The 17,317-nt window shown below is 57.8% G+C and carries 16 protein-coding genes; 10 read left to right on the top strand and 6 right to left on the bottom strand.

Annotated elements, in window-relative coordinates:
- Positions 1 to 2 precede the first annotated feature (2 nt).
- Together ACMFWR_RS07915 and ACMFWR_RS07920 are read right to left on the bottom strand one after the other, a co-directional pair.
- Positions 3 to 2,195, bottom strand: a complete 2,193-nt coding sequence (locus ACMFWR_RS07915) for a S9 family peptidase (RefSeq protein WP_413194448.1) — start codon at positions 2,193 to 2,195, stop codon at positions 3 to 5.
- Between the two features lie 37 nt (positions 2,196 to 2,232).
- The gene (locus ACMFWR_RS07920; RefSeq protein WP_413194819.1) at positions 2,233 to 3,192 is read right to left on the bottom strand and encodes a GlxA family transcriptional regulator; all 960 of its coding nucleotides are present in this window, start codon (positions 3,190 to 3,192) and stop codon (positions 2,233 to 2,235) included.
- Positions 3,193 to 3,531: 339 nt separating this feature from the next.
- On the opposite strand from ACMFWR_RS07920, the gene ACMFWR_RS07925 reads away from it, so the two are divergent.
- From ACMFWR_RS07925 to ACMFWR_RS07950, 6 genes are all read left to right on the top strand, one after another.
- A complete protein-coding gene (locus ACMFWR_RS07925; protein WP_413194449.1) occupies positions 3,532 to 4,227 on the top strand; it encodes an HD domain-containing protein in 696 nt (231 codons plus the stop codon).
- A 611-nt stretch (positions 4,228 to 4,838) separates the two neighbouring features.
- Positions 4,839 to 6,137, top strand: coding sequence for a cytochrome c (locus tag ACMFWR_RS07930; RefSeq protein ID WP_413194820.1), 1,299 nt, complete (start codon positions 4,839 to 4,841; stop codon positions 6,135 to 6,137).
- Between the two features lie 199 nt (positions 6,138 to 6,336).
- Positions 6,337 to 6,771 carry a CBS domain-containing protein gene (locus tag ACMFWR_RS07935; protein WP_413194450.1) on the top strand — a complete coding sequence of 145 codons (435 nt, stop codon included), beginning with the start codon at positions 6,337 to 6,339 and terminating at the stop codon, positions 6,769 to 6,771.
- Positions 6,772 to 6,972: 201 nt separating this feature from the next.
- Positions 6,973 to 7,497: a DUF2127 domain-containing protein gene (locus ACMFWR_RS07940; protein WP_413194451.1), complete on the top strand. Its 525-nt coding sequence runs from the start codon at positions 6,973 to 6,975 to the stop codon at positions 7,495 to 7,497.
- A 157-nt stretch (positions 7,498 to 7,654) separates the two neighbouring features.
- Positions 7,655 to 8,185, top strand: coding sequence for a dihydrofolate reductase family protein (locus ACMFWR_RS07945; protein WP_413194452.1), 531 nt, complete (start codon positions 7,655 to 7,657; stop codon positions 8,183 to 8,185).
- An 86-nt stretch (positions 8,186 to 8,271) separates the two neighbouring features.
- Complete coding sequence (locus ACMFWR_RS07950; RefSeq protein WP_413194453.1) at positions 8,272 to 8,739, top strand: L,D-transpeptidase family protein; 468 nt, start codon at positions 8,272 to 8,274, stop codon at positions 8,737 to 8,739.
- Positions 8,740 to 8,844: 105 nt separating this feature from the next.
- On the opposite strand, the gene ACMFWR_RS07955 is transcribed toward ACMFWR_RS07950, so the two are convergent.
- Positions 8,845 to 9,753: a LysR family transcriptional regulator gene (locus ACMFWR_RS07955; protein WP_413194454.1), complete on the bottom strand. Its 909-nt coding sequence runs from the start codon at positions 9,751 to 9,753 to the stop codon at positions 8,845 to 8,847.
- A 148-nt stretch (positions 9,754 to 9,901) separates the two neighbouring features.
- Between ACMFWR_RS07955 and ACMFWR_RS07960 the strand changes: the two genes are divergently transcribed.
- The gene (locus ACMFWR_RS07960) at positions 9,902 to 10,636 is read left to right on the top strand and encodes an SDR family oxidoreductase (protein WP_413194455.1); all 735 of its coding nucleotides are present in this window, start codon (positions 9,902 to 9,904) and stop codon (positions 10,634 to 10,636) included.
- Positions 10,637 to 10,780: 144 nt separating this feature from the next.
- Here the strand turns inward: ACMFWR_RS07960 and flhC are convergent, their stop codons facing one another.
- The 3 genes from flhC to ACMFWR_RS07975 form a co-directional block, all read right to left on the bottom strand.
- Positions 10,781 to 11,395 carry a flagellar transcriptional regulator FlhC gene (gene flhC / locus ACMFWR_RS07965; protein ID WP_413194821.1) on the bottom strand — a complete coding sequence of 205 codons (615 nt, stop codon included), beginning with the start codon at positions 11,393 to 11,395 and terminating at the stop codon, positions 10,781 to 10,783.
- Between the two features lie 21 nt (positions 11,396 to 11,416).
- Complete coding sequence (gene flhD, locus ACMFWR_RS07970) at positions 11,417 to 11,755, bottom strand: flagellar transcriptional regulator FlhD (RefSeq protein WP_413194456.1); 339 nt, start codon at positions 11,753 to 11,755, stop codon at positions 11,417 to 11,419.
- 356 nt (positions 11,756 to 12,111) lie between these two features.
- Positions 12,112 to 12,645: a 2,4'-dihydroxyacetophenone dioxygenase family protein gene (locus ACMFWR_RS07975; RefSeq protein ID WP_413194457.1), complete on the bottom strand. Its 534-nt coding sequence runs from the start codon at positions 12,643 to 12,645 to the stop codon at positions 12,112 to 12,114.
- 128 nt (positions 12,646 to 12,773) lie between these two features.
- Here ACMFWR_RS07975 and ACMFWR_RS07980 point away from each other — a divergent pair, with 128 nt between their 5' ends.
- The 3 genes from ACMFWR_RS07980 (at position 12,774) to ACMFWR_RS07990 (ending at position 17,074) form a co-directional block, all read left to right on the top strand.
- The gene (locus ACMFWR_RS07980; protein WP_413194458.1) at positions 12,774 to 13,775 is read left to right on the top strand and encodes a helix-turn-helix domain-containing protein; all 1,002 of its coding nucleotides are present in this window, start codon (positions 12,774 to 12,776) and stop codon (positions 13,773 to 13,775) included.
- 461 nt (positions 13,776 to 14,236) lie between these two features.
- The gene (locus ACMFWR_RS07985) at positions 14,237 to 14,755 is read left to right on the top strand and encodes a hypothetical protein (RefSeq protein ID WP_413194459.1); all 519 of its coding nucleotides are present in this window, start codon (positions 14,237 to 14,239) and stop codon (positions 14,753 to 14,755) included.
- 384 nt (positions 14,756 to 15,139) lie between these two features.
- Positions 15,140 to 17,074 (top strand): NACHT domain-containing protein, encoded by a 1,935-nt coding sequence (locus tag ACMFWR_RS07990; protein ID WP_413194460.1) that lies wholly within the window; start codon positions 15,140 to 15,142, stop codon positions 17,072 to 17,074.
- The last annotated feature ends 243 nt before the right edge of the window (positions 17,075 to 17,317 follow it).

Here is a 17,317-nt window from a genome sequence, read left to right on the forward strand (position 1 = left end):
TTTTACAGATTGTCGATCTCGACAGGCTCGATCGTATCCGCCGGCGTAAAGCCGAATACCTTCCCGTAGAAGTACAACTCGGCTTCATAAGCGCGGCGGATGTTTTCCGCGCGCCGGAAGCCGTGTTGTTCATGCGGAAACAGCAGGTACGCGACAGGCAAGCCTTTCTGCTTGACCGCCGCATACATCGCCTCGGCCTGGTTCGGCGGGACCATCTTGTCCTCTTCGCCCTGGAGCAGAATCATCGCGCTCGACAGCCGGTCGATGTGTTGAATCGGCGAACGTTCGCGATACAGCGCCTGTTCCTGCGGGTACGGACCGATCAGCCGCTCGAGGTAACGCGACTCGAACTTGTGCGTGTCGCGTGCGAGCGCTTCGAGGTCACCGATGCCGTAGTGGCTGGCTCCGGCCTTGAAGAAATCCCTGAACGTGAGCGCACAGAGCGTCGTATAGCCGCCCGCGCTGCCGCCGCGAATCGCGACGCGCGATGCATCGACCCGGCCTTCCGCGATCAGATAGCGTGCGGCGTTCACGCAATCGTCGACATCGACGACACCCCAGGCTCCGTTCAGCCGTGAACGGTACGCACGGCCATAGCCCGTGCTGCCACCGTAGTTGACGTCGACGACCGCGAAGCCGCGGCTCGTCCAGTACTGGATCGACCATTTGAGCGCGGCGTCGCTCGCACTCGTCGGGCCGCCATGGCTGATCACGAGCAGTGGCGGTCGAACACCTGCCGGGCCGCGATATGCGGCATTCACCGGTGCATAGAAGAGGGCGTGTGCCTCGAGTCCACCCGTCGTCGGAAAGCGAATCGCTTCAGCAACGGAAATATCGGCCGCCGCGGGCTTGGTGGTACTCGCCGCGCGCAGCACACGCGACGTACGAGTCTCCAGATCGAACACGACGATAGCCGGGTTGCTCGTGGGCGAACTGGCGACGCACACCGCGTAGCGCCCATCGACCTGAAGATCGCGCATCGAGCGATACGGCGTATCGATACGTTCGAAGCGACCCGAATCGGCATCGAGCACAGCGAGTTGCGTGTCGCCGTTCTGTCCGTAGAGGCAGACGATGCGACTCTGCGCGTCGAAGCCATAGGTGCGCATCGCAAACTGCCACTGCGGAACGCCGAATTCCGCTTCCATGGGATGGAGGGCTTCAACGTTCCCGGTGGCTCCGGCGGCCCCGATGGCTTCAGCAGTGCCGGATGTCGAAGTCGTCCCGCTGGCGCGAGGCGTGCTCGCGTTGCCCGTCGACTCGGCGGCCCCGGTGACCCCGGCGGCCCCACTACGCAGTCGATACAGATTCCACCACCCGCTGCGATCCGACACGAAATGCAGTTCACCCGACGGCGACCAGGCAGGCTGGAAGATCGATTCTTCAGTGCCACCCGCGATGCAACGTGCGGGCCCCGGCGTGCCGTCCGCACCGATATCCGCGAGCCAGAGTTGCGTGCCGTCCCACGGCAGGTTGGGGTGATCCCAGGTCAGCCACGCGAGTTGCGCCCCATCGGCACGCAGCGTCGGCGACGAAAAGAAATCGTGCCCTTGCACAAGCGTCTGGATCTCACCCGTTGCGAGGTCTACGCTGACCAGCGTGTTGATCGCTTCGTGCGACGCATCGCGATGATCTTCAGCGACGCAGATCAGTCGATTGCGCGGGACATCGACGATCGCATCCGCGAAGCGCATGCCGGGTGCATGCGTGACTTGCACGGGAGCGCTGGCCGAAAGTCCATGTTGCGCTTGATCGCCGTGATCGCCGCCGCGATCGTCACCGTTGAGTCCGCCTTGACTGCTGAGGTCGATCCGGTAAATCTGCTGGTCGTCGAAGTGGCTGAACCAGACTGCATCCGCGCCGGTAACAAATGCGCCGCCGCCATACTCATGCACGAGCGTGCGGATATTGAACGGCGACGGGCTCAGATCGGTGATGCGGTCCTGTGTGTTTTTGCCTTCACGTGCGTCGTCACGCGCGTCGACAAGCACGTCGTCGAGCCGGCAGCCGACCAACACATTGCGTCCCTGCTCGGAGGGCCGCCCCTCGGTCCAGACAATGCGGCCCGAGCCGATGTCGGCCTGGCCGAGGCGGATCGTCGCACCGACGATCAGGTCGGTCGTGATCGGCGAGCGCCAGCTTCCGTACGGCGCTTCATGAGACGAGGGAGTGTGCGGCGTTGCAGAGTCGGTCATAACGTTGTGGTCGGTGTTTTCGATGTAGATCGTGTTTTCAAAGATGGCGGAAGCTTTCGCGATACACCATCGGCGTGACGCCGAGCCGCTTCATGAAGACGATACGCATGCGGTCGGCCGTGCCGAAGCCGCTCTCGTACGCGACTGCCTTGAGCGCCATATCGCTGCTCTCGAGCAGATTGCGCGCCGTATCCACACGTGCGCGTTCAATGAATTCATGCGGTGTGACTTCGGCCAGCTGGACGAACGTGCGCGCAAAGTGTCTCGGGCTCATGCCGGCGACATCGGCAAGCTGATTGACCGAGAAGCGATCGCGAATATGTTCCATCACATAGGCCTGGACCTTGGCGACCGGTGACGTGTCGTCCGACGGTGCGCTCAGATAGGGGCTGAACTGCGACTGACCACCACGGCGCTGCGCATAGACAACCAGCCGCTTGGCAACCGCAAGCGCGATTTGCGGGCCGTGATCTTCGGCGACGAGCGCGAGCGACAGGTCGATGCCGGCCGTGACGCCCGCTGACGTCACGAGCGAATCGTCACGAATGTAGATCCGATCCAGCTCGACGCGTGCCCGCGGAAACTGCGTGGCAAGCGCGGGCGCGTTTTGCCAATGCGTCGTGACGTGACGATCGTCGAGCAAGCCCGCGTGACCCAGCGCGAATGCGCCGGTGCAAATCGAGCCGTAGCGCGTGCACGTGACCGCATAGTCCTTCAGCCAGTGGATGAGTTCGGGACCCGGCGGCTCGACCGGCAGAGCAGGGCCGCCTGCGATCAGCGCCGTATGCGCGCGTTCGCGGGTGTCATCGAAGGTTGTATGGGGCAGCAGTCGCATGCCGTTCGATGCAAGCACCGCGTCGGGCGTGGCCGCGACGAGCGAGATCGCATAGCCCGCGTCTTCGCCGACAAACGCGTTGGCTTCAGCGAACACATCGAGCGGGCCGGCGACGTCGAGCGCCTGAACACCCGGAAAGATCGCAACCTGAATCGACCGCATGGCGGGCTTCATGGCGGGTTTCATCGAGAGGCGGGAGCGCCCGATGCCGGGCATGGCAGAAGGCAGCGTACGGTTGGCAGAGTTCGCATGTCCGATTCGATTGTCCGGTGAAGTGCGTCGGAGGACACTTGTTTCCGTCAACGCAGCTTTACGTGAACGGCGACGGCAAAGGATACACGGTCGCACGCCACGGCGAAGAGCGGGAGAGGTGCTCAGTATTTGGCACGTTCGTCGTGCCGGCTTCGCACCTCAATTCACACCACCTCGCACGGCGATGCCCAGCGCATTGTGCAACACGCAACGCAAGCGAGTTTCTGTCCTTTCATTGGAGAATTGCAGATGAGCACGACTATCGCCGGTATCAAGATCCCCGACAGCCAACTTGCTCGCGCCGCGACGGAACTGGTGCGCGACACCGAGAACGATCTGCTCTACAACCACTCGCGTCGCGTGTTCCTGTTTGGCGCGCTGACCGGCGAACGCAAGAAGCTCAAGTACGATCCGGAGCTGCTTTATATCGGCGCCATGTTTCATGACATGGGCCTGACCAAGGAACACAGCAGCGCGACGGACCGCTTCGAGGTCGACGGCGCCAATGCCGCGCGCGATTTCCTGCGTCAGTACGGTGCGAACGAATACGACATCGAACAGGTCTGGCTCGGGATTGCACTGCACACGACGCCGGGCGTCCCCGAGCATCTGAAGCCGAATGTCGCGCTGGTGACGGCCGGTGTCGAAATGGACGTGCTGGGTCTGGCGTATCACGACTTCACGGAAGAGCAGCGCATCCAGGTCGTCGCTGCCCACCCGCGTGAGGCAGACTTCAAGAACGACATCATCAACGCGTTTGCTGGCGGCACCATCAACAAGCCGCTGACGACGTTCGGCAACGTGAAGGCTGACGTGCTTGAACTGCGCGACCCGACGTACAAGCGCCTGAACTTCTGCCAGATCATTCTCGGCTCGGCATGGGACGACAAGAACGGCGCGCACGTGCATCACGCTGGATGTGGGCACGATCACTCGGCGCAATGAGTGAGTGGGAACAGTCTCGCTGGGCAGGTGGCTTTACTGCGTGGTGGGCCTGAGTGGTGCGGTGATGTGGCTGTAAGTAGTGTGAGTAGTTTGGCTGTAGGTAGTGTGGATGTGAGTAGTGCGTGGTTTGGCTGTAGGTGATGTGGTTGTAAGTGGTGTGGTTGTAAGTACTGTGAGTGGTACGGCTGAGCGGTAAGGCTGCGTAGTTAAGCTGAGCGGTGGGCCGGGCGACATCAGAACTCGCCCGGCCTTGTCAGTGCGTAACGACCGCGCTCACGTTTGCGGGGCCACGAGACCCCGGAGAATCGACATCTGCAAGGCCTGCGCGTCTCCGCTAGTATGCGGAGATTGCGCTTTTCCCGATGCGCACGTCGCCTGACCGCACGAGGAGAATGACCTTGGCCCCGCTCCCCCACGCGACATTCCTCGCGTTCTGTAAAACGTCGTGCCTGTCGGTTCTGCCTCGGACGCGTCGCGCGCTTCGGGGCGTGAGCGAGTCATCGAACCCGCGAAGCCACGCTGATCGCACGGTGTCGCTCCTGTCAAGATCATCGCTTCGGGCCGCACGCACCACCTGGCGTGCCACGGCGAGTGCGGTTGCATCGTTCAGTCTGATTGCACTCGCGCTACCGCTGACCGCACGCGCCGACGTCAGTCAGGCCCAGATCACACGCGGCGAATATCTTGCACGAGCCGGCGACTGCGCCGCATGTCATACGGTTTCCGGCGGCAAGCCATTTGCCGGCGGGCTGCCGATGACGACGCCGATGGGCAAGATCTATACGACCAATATCACGCCCGACCCGACCACAGGTATCGGCGGCTATAGCGAAGCCGATTTCATCCGTGCCTTGAGAGAAGGCGTCGCCAAGGACGGTCACAACCTGTATCCGGCGATGCCGTACCCGTCGTTCGCCAAGGTCAGCGATGACGACGCGAAGGCGCTCTACGCGTATTTCATGTACGGCGTCAGTCCCGTGCGCCAGCCGAATCATGTCGCCGACATCCCGTGGCCGCTCAATATGCGCTGGCCGCTCAAGCTGTGGAACGCGGTCTTCCTCGACAAACACGTGTTCGTGGCCAAAGGCGATCACGACGCAGCGTGGAATCGCGGCGCATATCTTGTACAAGGTCTCGGACACTGCGGCGCGTGTCATACGCCTCGCGGCGTCGGCTTCGAGGAAAAAGCCCTCGACGAGAGCAGCAAGAGCTATTTGTCGGGTTCACCGATCGACAACTGGTTCGCCTCGAATCTGAGCGGCGATACGAATGCCGGGCTCGGTCGCTGGTCCGAAGCCGATCTCACTGTGTTCCTGAGCAAGGGCGCGAATCGCCATGCATCGGCGTTCGGATCGATGACCGACGTGATTAACCACAGCACGCAGTCGCTCAGCGATGACGATTCGAAGGCCATCGCGCGCTACATCAAGACCCTTGCACCGGCCGGTCGCGACGATGGCGCGCCGTACGCCTACGACCCGTCGCAAACGATCGCCATGCTCGGACATCCCGTCGGGCATTCCGGCGCGATGACGTACACGACGCTCTGTCTGCATTGCCACGGTGCCGACGGCAAGGGCTATGCGCCGCTGTTCGCCCCGCTGGCGGGGAACCCGAACGTGCTCGAGAGCGATCCGACCTCGCTGATCAATGTGACGCTCAACGGCACGGGGTCGCTTGTGATCGGTGGTATGCCGGCTGCGTATCCGATGCCTGCTTATCATCCGTCGCTCGACGATCAGCAGGTTGCCGATCTGCTGACCTTTATCCGCAGTGCCTGGAACAACCACGCACCGGCCGTATCGGCTGCGCAAGTCGCGAAGCTGCGCAAAGCCACGGTCGATACGCGGCCCGGCGTGGCGGCGACCGGCATTGCACTGCAAGGCAGCAACACAAACGCCTCGCAATAGTCAATCAACGGTCAAGCAACGGTCAACAAACCTTCATCGAGGGTGTTGGAGCGAACAAAACCTGCAGCAAATGGCGGACCCGGCAAAATGCTTTCGCGCTAACGCGAGGCGACTCCTATACTTTTTGAAGGAGACAACCACCGGTGCCGCGCGGCCCGTGTTGTGCCCCGCGAAATCCGGACAACCAGGAGCGTTCGCTATGACACAGGTCGCACAGGTACTTCAGTCGAAACCGAACCAGCAGCTCTTCACGATCGATGCGCAGGACTCCGTCTATGACGCGATCAAGTTGATGGCGGAGAAGGGCATCGGTGCGCTGATCGTCATGGGCGGAGAGGACATCGCGGGCATCGTGACCGAGCGCGATTACGCGCGCAAAGTGGTGCTCAAGGACCGATCGTCGAAAAGCACGAAAGTCCTCGAGATCATGAGCAGCGCGGTTCGGTATGTGCATCCGGAGCAGACATCGCAGGACTGCATGGCGTTGATGACCGAGCATCGGATCCGCCATTTGCCGGTGCTCGATAAAGGCCGCCTGATCGGCATGATCTCGATCGGTGACCTCGTGGCCGACATCATTTCCGAACAGCAGTTCATGATCGAGCAGCTCGAGCAATACATCACGGGGCGGTGAGGAGACGGTAGTGCGGTTGTTGCAGGATCATCGACCCGGCGATACGGGCCGTTGATCCTGCTGACCGTTGATCGTGTGGGTTCGTCCCGCTGGGATACCGAGTACCGTGCGCGATTGGCGGCATGCGCTTATGCTAGGCCACCTGCTTGCGAGTGGCGCTTGCGCCCGCGATTCCCGCGCAAGAGGTGACGATTTGATTACATGACCCGACCCTCTTCATCCAGCGGTACCGATGCGCACGACGTGCGCACTCAACGACACACGCTGCGCGCCATTGCGCTGTATGAGGGACTCAAGGGCATTGCGGCGCTCGCGGCAAGCATCGGACTCGTGAGCTTGCTGCACCACGATCTGCGTCATCTGGTATCGGACCTGATCGGCCATTTCGGGCTGGACCCTGAAAAGCACTATCCGGCGATGCTGCTGAATTACGTGGATATGCTGAATCACACCAATGTCCGCGCTGTGGTGCTTCTGGCGTTTGCGTATGCGGTATTAAGAATCGCCGAGGGTTATGGACTCTGGCATGACCACGCCTGGGGTGAATGGCTGGGTGCAGTGTCGGGTGCGATTTATTTGCCAATTGAGATCTGGCATCAGTTCCATCGAGTATCGTGGTCAGGCGTGTTGATTTTTCTTGCGAATCTCGGGATGGTCGTGTTCCTTGTTGTGCGGCTCTGGCGGCGGCGTTGCGAGGGAAATGCGTTGGTTCGGAAGACCGCTTGAATTAATGGGTGCTGATTTATTGCTTTCTGAATAGTTAATTCAAGCTGCCGATTATTCTTTGAATGAGGTGGTGCCGATTTAATCAATAAATATTAGAATAACTCGCCGATCGCGATTGGGTCGTTGCAAAACGCTGCTGACATGGAGGTGTTGCGCGATGGCAAAGCTGGTCTATGGACTGAACCAGTCACTGGACGGATACGTCGATCATCAGCAATTTAATCCGGAGCCCGTTTTATTTCATCACTTCGTAGAACAGGTGCGCAATTTGACCGGAAGCGTGTATGGCCGGCGCATGTACGAGGTGATGCGGTACTGGGATGAAGAGGATGCTGACTGGACCGCGGACGAGCGCGACTTCGCGCAGGCGTGGCGGCGCCAGCCAAAATGGGTCGTGTCGCGTTCATTAGAAGCCGTTGGGCCAAATGCCACCCTTATTACGGGCGACGTTGAGGCTGAGGTACGCAGACTCAAATCTCAGCTTCCCGGCGAGGTAGAGGTGGCTGGGCCAGAATTGGCGGGAAGCCTGGCTAACCTCGGTCTTATCGATGAGTATCGGATTTACCTTCATCCGATCGTACTGGGGCACGGCAAGCGATTCTTTACCGGTCCTCGACCGCCACTCCGCCTCGTTAGCCACGATCTCGTCAGTGACGACGTCATCAGATTGGTCTACGTTCCCGCCTAGTTTGAAAGCATGGATCACGGTTACCGCCGTATGCACGTAGCGGTGCGTTCGACTGGCGAGGGCAATGAATGGCAATTCCACGACTTGTGGCGAATCTCTCCGAGCAAACGCTGACACTGATGCAGGACGGCGAAGCGGTGAGCATCTATCCAATCTCTACCGCGAGAAACGGGGCTGGAGAACGCAGGGGAAGCGGTTGCACACCTCGCGGTCGCCATGTCATCCGGGTGAAGATTGGTGCGGCGTGTCCGATTGGCACCGTGTTCGTCGGTCGTCGCGCTACCGGAGAAATGTATTCATCGGAACTCGCCGAACGGTTTCCGGAGCGTGACTGGATATTGACTCGCATCCTCTGGTTGCGCGGTTGCGAACCGGGGAAAAACCGATCAGGCGACGTCGATACGTTGCGGCGTTACGTCTACATTCACGGTTGTCCCGACACCGAACCTATGGGAATTCCGGCTTCGCATGGGTGCATCCGAATGCGTAACGCGGATATCGCGGATCTGTTCGACCGAGTCGAATCCGGAACCGATGTTGTGATCGAAGAGTGAATAACGTGCGTGCCTGACGACTGCCGGCAGGCACCCAATAATTCCCAGTAAAGGCAACGAAAATTCCGCACCCGCGATCCCGACGGGGACGCTATGGGAGCCGTTTCATCGTACGTCGCTGCCATGCCCTGACGTTTCCTGAAGAAACGCAATAAAGCTCACCAGCTTCGGCGGCAAATGCGGATCAGGCAGATGCACCACATGTATCGGCCAGGTCGGTGCCGGCCAATCCGGGAATAGGCGCACCAGTCGACCAGCATCCAGATCGTCTTCCAGCATCATCTGCGGCTGCAGGATGACACCCAGACCCGAAAGCGCCGCTTCTCGGAGCGCGAGACCGCCGTTGACATCGAGGCGGCCTCGCACGACCACACGCTCGGTACCCTTGCCGTCAGGGCGTGGAAAGTGCCATTCGCGTTCAGCACCTGCCGAGGTCATCAACGCGAGGCAATGGTGTTGCGCAAGCTCGGCGGGCGTCTGCGGATGCCCATGCTTGGCGAGATAGGCGGGCGATGCGCAGGCCACGCGAGGAGAATGCGCGAGCGGTCTCGCAATCAGGCCGGAGTCTGGAAGTACGCCAACGCGGATGGCTGCGTCATAGCCTTCCTCCGCGAGATCGACGAAGCGGTCGTTAAGCGAGAGTTCGACCTGAACGTCCGGATAACGATCGAGGTATCCGGCGAGCGCCGGCGCCAGCACGCGCGTGCCGTAGATCACCGGGCAGCTCACCCGCAGGCGGCCGCGCGGGCTGCTCTGCATCTCTCGTGCGTCGAGCTCGGCCGAGTCCACCAGCGAGAGGATTTCGAGGCAGCGTGCGTGATACCGCTGACCGAGTTCGGTCAGGCTCTGGCGTCGCGTCGTGCGATTCAACAGTCGGCCCTTGAGGCGTTGCTCGAGTTCTCGAATATGGTTGCCGACCATCGTCGCCGTCATCCCGCTGCCTTCTGCGGCTGCGGTAAAGCTGCCGCGCTCAACGACGCGCGCAAAAATCGCCATGCTGGTAAATCGATCCATTCGCAAGCCTTGCTAATGAGTGATCGAAGAAATTGGGGATTTATCAACCTACGCTAAAGAATAATACTCAGGTCCTTGAGTGACTCACAACCGCTGAGTCGTAACCGCTGACTCACGGCGTTGAGTCACAACCGCCAAAGGACCTGTCATGACGCTCGCAAGCACGAACCTCAAGGATCAACACGTTGTCCTGCTGGGTGGGACGTCGGGAATTGGAATGGCGACCGCGAAGGCCGTGGTGAAGGGGGGGGGTTCCGTGACAGTGGTGTCGTCACGGAGTGAACGTGTGGCCGAAGCCGTCGCCGAACTCGGAGAGCGGGCGCATGGACATGCAGTCGATCTGCGCGACGAGTCCGCCATGCAGCGCTTATTCGAACGGATCGGGCCGTTCGATCATCTGGTCTATAGCGCGGGCGATGCACTGAAGATCGGCACGCTGGCCGATATGGGTCTCGACACCGTGCGACAAGTATTCGATCTGCGCGTCTTCGGTGCCATCGCTGCGGTCAGGCATGCCACACCGTATCTGCGTTCAGGTGGATCAGTGGTGCTCACAAGCGGCGTGGCCAGTCTGCGCCCACAGAAAGGCTGGGTCGCGCTCGCTGCCGCGTGCAGTTCGATGGAGGGCCTCACGCGCGCACTCGCGGTGGAGCTGGCTCCGATTCGCGTCAACCTCGTGAGTCCGGGCCTGGTGCGTACACCGTTATGGGCCGGTATGTCCGAAGGCGACCGCGAGGCACTCTATGCGTCGAGCGAGGCCGTCTTGCCGACGGGGTATGTCGGTGAGGCGGACGACGTTGCGCAGACCTTCGTGTATCTGATGACGAATCGCTACGCGACCGGTCAGACACACGTCGTTGATGGAGGCGGTGTGCTGGTTTGATGCGATTCGGTGCGTGCGCGGCACGCACGAATCTGATGACGTGTTTCGCCACGGGCTAGGTCCACGTCGTCGATGGAGGCAGTCCGCTCGTTTAATGCGATTCGGGTGCACGTGCGTGGCGCGCGAATCGGCGGGGCAAACTACTTACGCCGCCACCTCAAGCTCGACATCGACTGTTTCGGCTTCCGTGACAACAGTCTCGTCCGTGACCGCGATGAAAGTCTGGATCGCCGCGAGCGCCGCGGCCTTCTTTGTTTTGCCGGCGCGTGACGGCGGTGCACACGCTCCGCAGATCACGTCCTTCTGCAGATCGTGCTTGTGTGCAACGAACTTGCCTGTGCAGCGACAGCACGGCGTAAGTTGCATCATCTCGGCTTCGAAGAAGCGCACAAGCGTCCATGCACGCGTGAGATCCAGCACCGGTTCCGCGTCGCTGATCGAGCAATGCTCGAGATACAAGCGATAGCCCTTGGTCAGTGCGTCCAGGTGCGAGCAACTCGCTTCCTTCCTCAGGAACAAGTACGTATTGAAGAACAGCGATGCGTGGATATTCGGAAGCCACGGCATATACCAATCGGCAGAGAAGGGCAGCATGCCCTTGGGCGGTGATGCGCCGCGTATCTCGCGGTAGAGGCGAATGAGCCGATCGCGTGACAGCGTCAGCTCAGTCTCGAGCACTTGCATGCGTGCGCCGAGTTCAATAAGTGCCACAGCGCGAAACACTTCTTGTGCATCTTCGGTCACGCTCTTTCTGATCATCGTAGACATGATGGACGTCACCTAGACGAGGAGTTCGAGGGGGTGGGCCGTCAATTCGACAGGGTGCCCCGCCATCAGGATCGCAGCATGGGCGGAGGCGATTTCGATCTGTTTCGAAGGCTGAGTGAGCGCGGCCAGCAGCTTCTGTTCATTAAACCGGAACGCACACAGCAAGTGATTGCATGCCGCGAGCTTCATGATCTGAGTCGGCGACAGGCCGATCAGCGTGTCCGCGACATCGGCCGATAGGCCGAGGCGGAACATCGCAATTGCCCGGTCTTCGCGCAGCATGTGCTGCGCCAGCATGAGATAGGAAAGGTTGACTTCGCGAATGCTTTCTTGGGTGTCGAAAGTGTTCATGTTTTAGCCTTGGTCGCCGGCCTTCAGCGACTATGCCAATCGCACTTCACGTTCCCATCGGCAAATACTGCATAAATGCATCCAGCCCGGTAACGATGAAGCACGCGCTTAGTTGATGTATGTGTCTATCAGACTAGTCTGCGCGGCTTCGCATGGTCAATGATCGTACGAATGAATTAAATCAATCGGGCGAGCAGTTACGGTGAAGAGTCCTAATCGGCCAACGAGCGTTTGGTGGCACGGTTTTTATTGAGGGGTAAGAGTTGCGCCGTGGGTTCACGCAGGCGGTAATTGCGCCGTTGGAGGGATGAATTCAACATCGGGCCAGGAGCAACCCCAGTCATCATCCGTGTCTGCTATCGGAACAGTTTCTCGATCGCTTCTGCGCCCAACCCGACTTTCTCGTAGTGGGCCTTGCACATCGCGATGTAGGAGTGCACGTCGAAATAGCCGTCTGGATCACCTTCGTCGTCAAGCCAGATCAGCGGGCCGGTCACGATAAAGAAGACGCGCATGGGTTCTGGATCGTCGAACGCCACCAGTGTGTGACCTTCGCCCGGGGTCTCGTAGACAAAGTCACCCTTGGTCGCAGTCCACTCGTGTTCGAGATAGCCCCACTTGCCCGAGATCGTGTAAGCGAACACTTCGTGTGGGTGGTAGTGCCGATTGACGAGGCCAGCGCGCTTGGCCATCAATATGTCGCACCACTTGTTTTGCGTCGGCGAAATCCACAGCGGTCGAGACGACACGGTTTCGGTGAATGGCACATAGAGCCGCTCGTCATCGGTCGGTGCGTTCTGGATATAGGCTTCTGGCAGCGCGTCCGGTTTGAACGGATTGGCAATCGGCGTGATGTTTTGCCAGAATTCGGTCAGGGCTTTGTCTACCACGGCGTCTCCTTTTTTGAGGCTTGTGGAATGGACTGTAGCCAGACACAACACGCGCGGTTTGACCCAGCTGGCCACATTAGTTGATTGGTTTGGACACGGCTTCGGGCGACGACGCGGGAGGAGACATCGTGACGGCATCGAACGTTTTTACGCGCACGTTCGGCTCGACTGCGGATATTCCCGTGGCGAAACGCCTTGAGTACTGGGATGCCTACAACGCATCGGCGTTGGTAGGGTTGCGATGCTCGTCGCTCTCGCAGGATGGGCTACAGGCCACGACAACCAACATTGCGCTGCGCGATCTTTGCCTCGCGGACATCAGCGGCAATGACCACGTCATTGAACGCAGCCAGGCGCTTGTGCGGAAGTATCCGAAAGAATCGGTGTTCGCGTGTCAGGTCGTTCGCGGTTCGGCGTACTTCATCCAGCATCAGCAATGCACGCTTGTTGATGCTGGCGAGACCATCGTCTACGACACGCGGTATCCGTATCTGTATGGGTTTCTCACTGAGATGCGGCAGTTTCTGATCGATATACCTGTCGCTGCGTTCGGCGACCGTGTGGGGCTTGACCTTGCTCGCTTGCCGCTCAAGATCGGGCGTCGTCCGGGTGTGGGTGACATGCTCGGGACGACATTGAATGCCACGCTTGATGTGTACTTTAGAGACCCGGTTACGGCGAACCAGGATGAGTTCGTCGACCGCGCCGGCTCGTTACTCGAGGCGATGGTCGACTGCGAGATTCATGGTGCGAGCCACTCGCGTTCTTCGATGTCGTATCTGCTCACGGCTCGTCAGTACATCGCGAGTCGTCTTGGTGAGGCTGAGCTTACGCCGCAGGCTGTTGCGGACGCGGTGGGTGTTTCATTGCGCCATCTGAGTCGGGTGTTTGCGGTCGATGGTCAAACTGTGTCTGCATATATCTGGGCGCAGCGTCTCGCGCGTGCGCATGAGGATCTTGTGAATCCGTTGTATGCGAGGGCGACGATTGGCGAGATTGCTTTTCGGTGGGGTTTTTCTAGTCAGGCGCATTTTAGTCGGGCGATTCGGGAGCGGTATGGGGAGTCGCCGAATGGGATTCGGGAGGCTGCTGCCGCAATTAGAAGACTTAGACCTGATGGGGGCGAGTAGGGCGCTATTTGTGGTTGCGGAGGTATCGTCAACGACGGTCCGTCAAGGGCTGGCGCTGCACTTGCCCGGTTAAAGGTTCGCATCGGCTTTGAGACTTGGTATCGTTTAAAGATCTTACCCCGGCTAAGTTTTTACGCGCCCGACTCAATAGTGGGGATATGCTTATTCTCAGAAGAAGAGAGGGTGCCTATACTGGCTTCAATTCATCACAAAACAATTACAACTCGCTGACGTTTATATAAAAAATGAGATTTAGTCTAAAAGTTGGGGCACTGATTTATTTTGGTTTTCTGTCTGTGGGCTCGGTATTCGCGGATGGTGCTCCGGCGGACAATAGCTCTCCCGGAGTGTCTGCGCCGACACCTCCTGAGCCGACTTCCGCCGTCTGGCAAACAAGACGCGCGCACACTGCACAATTGCTACGAGATGCGAAAGCAGGAGACATTCAATCGCGGTCCGCAGTGGATGCTGTGCTGACGCAATTTGAAAGCTCGCCCCTTAAGTTCACCCCACTAGAAAATCTCGACATTTTGGGTGCGTACTACGTGCCGAGGGAGGGTGTGGAGAAGGCACTCTCAATCATCGTCATGAATCAGGTTCTCGGATGGTACGACGCGTTGCGATTCGGAACAGAATCGGGACGCGCTGAAATCGTACAGAACGAAGGCTTTTTCAAGAGGCCGTTCATCATTGCCGGCGCGGACTCGATCAAGCAAATGACAGCGCTGATGAAAGAGCACCCGGACCAGGTGAAAGATGCTGTGCAACAGGGCATCGACTTCGCGACCAAGTCTAAAGACAGCCACCCCTACGATAGCCATTGGCCTGAAGCATATGGACTGGAACGCATCGCTTGCGCGCAGGGCGGCAAATGCGTATCTCCTCCGGTGCTGCCTCAAGACCAATGGCAGGTTGCGTGGCAACTGTCAAAGCAACGTGTTCTTGCCTACTACGTACCTACGTCGAGCCAATCCCAGTAGTCCCGCGATGGTTGTCTTGCGTCATCATGATCGGCTTTGTTCATCATGCCGCGGCTATTTAGATGCGACTGCAAAACGCGTTCATAGGCGCAACTTAACCACGTTAGCGCGAGAAGCCAGTCCGTCCACTTTCGGCCAGTCGGCCACAGGGTTGACCGGACGTTGCAATGTTCGGTCAACTCCCTGTCCCGGCCCCTGAACCCACCGAAATCCTGCACCGGCCAAGCAACGAGTGGCGATATCGGAGACCACTTGTGGCAACATCGAACGGCGCTATCTGCCGGAGATCGCGTCGATCCGACGGCTGACGTACACCGCTAAGACGCTCGAAAAGATCATTGGCTATAAAAGTCAATTGAAAACTATTTCTACGTGGGTTCGAACATGACGATCACAGGCGATCAGAAACTCGATGAAGCAGTGATAGAGATAGGAAAAGCGGTTGTCAGTGGCGTGTTTAAGGAGCTTTGGTCCGCAACAAAAAAAGTCCCCACCTGGATTCAGGGGAAGTATGAGCAGCATGACCCATTTGGACTAGAAGCAAAAAGCTACGTTGAATCAGTTGAACGTCGGCACAATTCGATGCGAATTATAGGGATGGCGAGTCCCGTACCAATTCGCAACATCTACGTTCGAGTAAACGTCCTCAAAAAGATAAGCTCATCTCATCGGCTCACCGCCGACGAGCTAGAGAATTTTTTTAATCGCGATCAAAACAGTTTTGGAGTAGTGCAGAAAACAGAGCCTGGGGTGGATGTTGCGCAAAGGGAGGATCGCCTCATCGTTTTGGGTAAACCCGGGGGTGGAAAAACTACTTTCCTGAAATGGCTGGCGCTTTCATCCTGGGATCCGCACAAATTCTCTACTCCTCGCGTGCCGGTCTTCATATCGTTGAAAGATTGGAATGATTCCAATGTGTCGATTCTCGAGTCGATATACGATGAGTTTAAAATTTGTGCGTTCGAAGAACCTACAAAATTCGTCCAACAGCTACTCAATGAAGGGAAAGTTCTTTTGTTGCTAGACGGCTATGATGAAATTAGTGGAAAACTCGATGAGGCCATAAAACAAATTCGGAATATTTCTGAAAAATACCCGAAAATCAAGATTGTCATGAGTTGCCGCACTGCCGCTTATAGCTACGTCTTTCAAGATTTCAGAGATGTCGAACTCGCAGATTTTAGTCGCGCTGAAGTCGTGAACTTCGTATCAAATTGGTTTTCCGGTGAGCCTAGAAAGGCTACGATGTTTCTTTCTGAATTAAAGTTAGAAAAAAATAAGTCTATCGCAAGTTTATGCGCAACGCCTCTGCTTCTAACGTTGATGTGTCTTGCGTTCGACGAAGCAATGAGCTTCCCGGCCAATCGCGCTGAGCTTTATAAGGAAGCTCTCGATGCCCTGTTGAAAAAATGGGACTCTTCTCGTGCAATTCGCAGAAATACCGTTTACAAAAATTTATCCCTCGCCAAAAAAGAATTGCTGCTCGGCCGAATAGCGTCAAAAACCTTCTCGGAAGGTCGCTATTTCTTCCGTCAAACGGAATTAGAGGTCGAAATTTCTTCATTTATGAAGAATTTGAAGTCACCTAAGGACGGAGAGGAGTTCGATTATGATGCCGCCGAAGTTCTGAAGGAAATCGAAGCGCAACACGGACTTCTCGTGGAGCGAGCATTTCACGTCTATTCTTTCTCGCATTTAACGTTTCAAGAATTTTTTACGGCGCGGAACATCACTGAAAACACGAATCGCGAATCACCAATGATGTTGGTGGAGAAGCATTTATTAGACGCCCGGTGGCGCGAGGTTTTCATTTTAACAACGGGGCTTCTCGCTGAGGCAGATGAGTTTGTCAAAGCAATTCGCAGGAAAATGACCGAATTTGCTCATCAGTCTAGATTGCCTCATATACTTAACCAAATTTCATCTTTAGTCGCCAAGGCGCGTGCCGGAGTGCCGCTTCCTGTGAGAAGGGCTTTAGCGGTTAGATTTGTAATGGAAATGCTTAGGGAGAAGGAGTTCGAATACCAATCTGCGTACGGCGCAGCGCAAGAACTGCTTGGCGACATTCAAAAAGAATTCGGAAAAATATCAAATGTCGAAATGGAAACGATAAAAACCCTTGAGATCGGCTTGCAATCCGGTAGAGACAGCGTGGACGCCGTGGTGGAAAACATTTTATACGGCTCTACATCTTCCGGAGAAAATATCAAAGTATACATTCAACTAACAAGATTATTGGTTAGCTGCCTCAACGTAGATGCTTATATTACTGCGGATGTAAGAAAGGATATCGTCGCAAGCATCTTTTGGGAGGCTTGAATATCGTTACCGTAGCGCTATGCTGCCAGGAGCATCGCTGAAACGCAGGGCGCAGATCGGACCGCAGGCGAAAGGCCACTAAAGCCGCTATAAGCAGCCTATACCGGGGCTACGCGCTAAAGGCAGTCGAGGGTCGGATTGAGTCATGCGACCTCGGGAAGTGATCGGCAAGGAGCCGCCGTTCACGATCCGACTATTCGTGTTTGATCCCAGAGCCGTAGCCACCGATGAAAGTGACGCGTC

This window comes from Pararobbsia alpina (assembly GCF_965118125.1).
GTDB lineage: Bacteria > Pseudomonadota > Gammaproteobacteria > Burkholderiales > Burkholderiaceae > Pararobbsia > Pararobbsia alpina_A.

What these genes read in the sequence shown, in the direction of transcription:
- flhD (WP_413194456.1), bottom strand. Translation starts at nt 11,755, where the DNA reads ATGAACACTTTCGACACCCAAGAAAGCATTCGCGAAGTCAACCTTTCC.
- ACMFWR_RS07940 (WP_413194451.1), top strand. Translation starts at nt 6,973, where the DNA reads ATGACCCGACCCTCTTCATCCAGCGGTACCGATGCGCACGACGTGCGC.
- ACMFWR_RS07915 (WP_413194448.1), bottom strand. Translation starts at nt 2,195, where the DNA reads ATGACCGACTCTGCAACGCCGCACACTCCCTCGTCTCATGAAGCGCCG.
- ACMFWR_RS07925 (WP_413194449.1), top strand. Translation starts at nt 3,532, where the DNA reads ATGAGCACGACTATCGCCGGTATCAAGATCCCCGACAGCCAACTTGCT.
- ACMFWR_RS07990 (WP_413194460.1), top strand. Translation starts at nt 15,140, where the DNA reads ATGACGATCACAGGCGATCAGAAACTCGATGAAGCAGTGATAGAGATA.
- ACMFWR_RS07935 (WP_413194450.1), top strand. Translation starts at nt 6,337, where the DNA reads ATGACACAGGTCGCACAGGTACTTCAGTCGAAACCGAACCAGCAGCTC.
- ACMFWR_RS07945 (WP_413194452.1), top strand. Translation starts at nt 7,655, where the DNA reads ATGGCAAAGCTGGTCTATGGACTGAACCAGTCACTGGACGGATACGTC.
- ACMFWR_RS07920 (WP_413194819.1), bottom strand. Translation starts at nt 3,192, where the DNA reads ATGCGGTCGATTCAGGTTGCGATCTTTCCGGGTGTTCAGGCGCTCGAC.
- ACMFWR_RS07960 (WP_413194455.1), top strand. Translation starts at nt 9,902, where the DNA reads ATGACGCTCGCAAGCACGAACCTCAAGGATCAACACGTTGTCCTGCTG.
- flhC (WP_413194821.1), bottom strand. Translation starts at nt 11,395, where the DNA reads ATGATCAGAAAGAGCGTGACCGAAGATGCACAAGAAGTGTTTCGCGCT.
- ACMFWR_RS07955 (WP_413194454.1), bottom strand. Translation starts at nt 9,753, where the DNA reads ATGGATCGATTTACCAGCATGGCGATTTTTGCGCGCGTCGTTGAGCGC.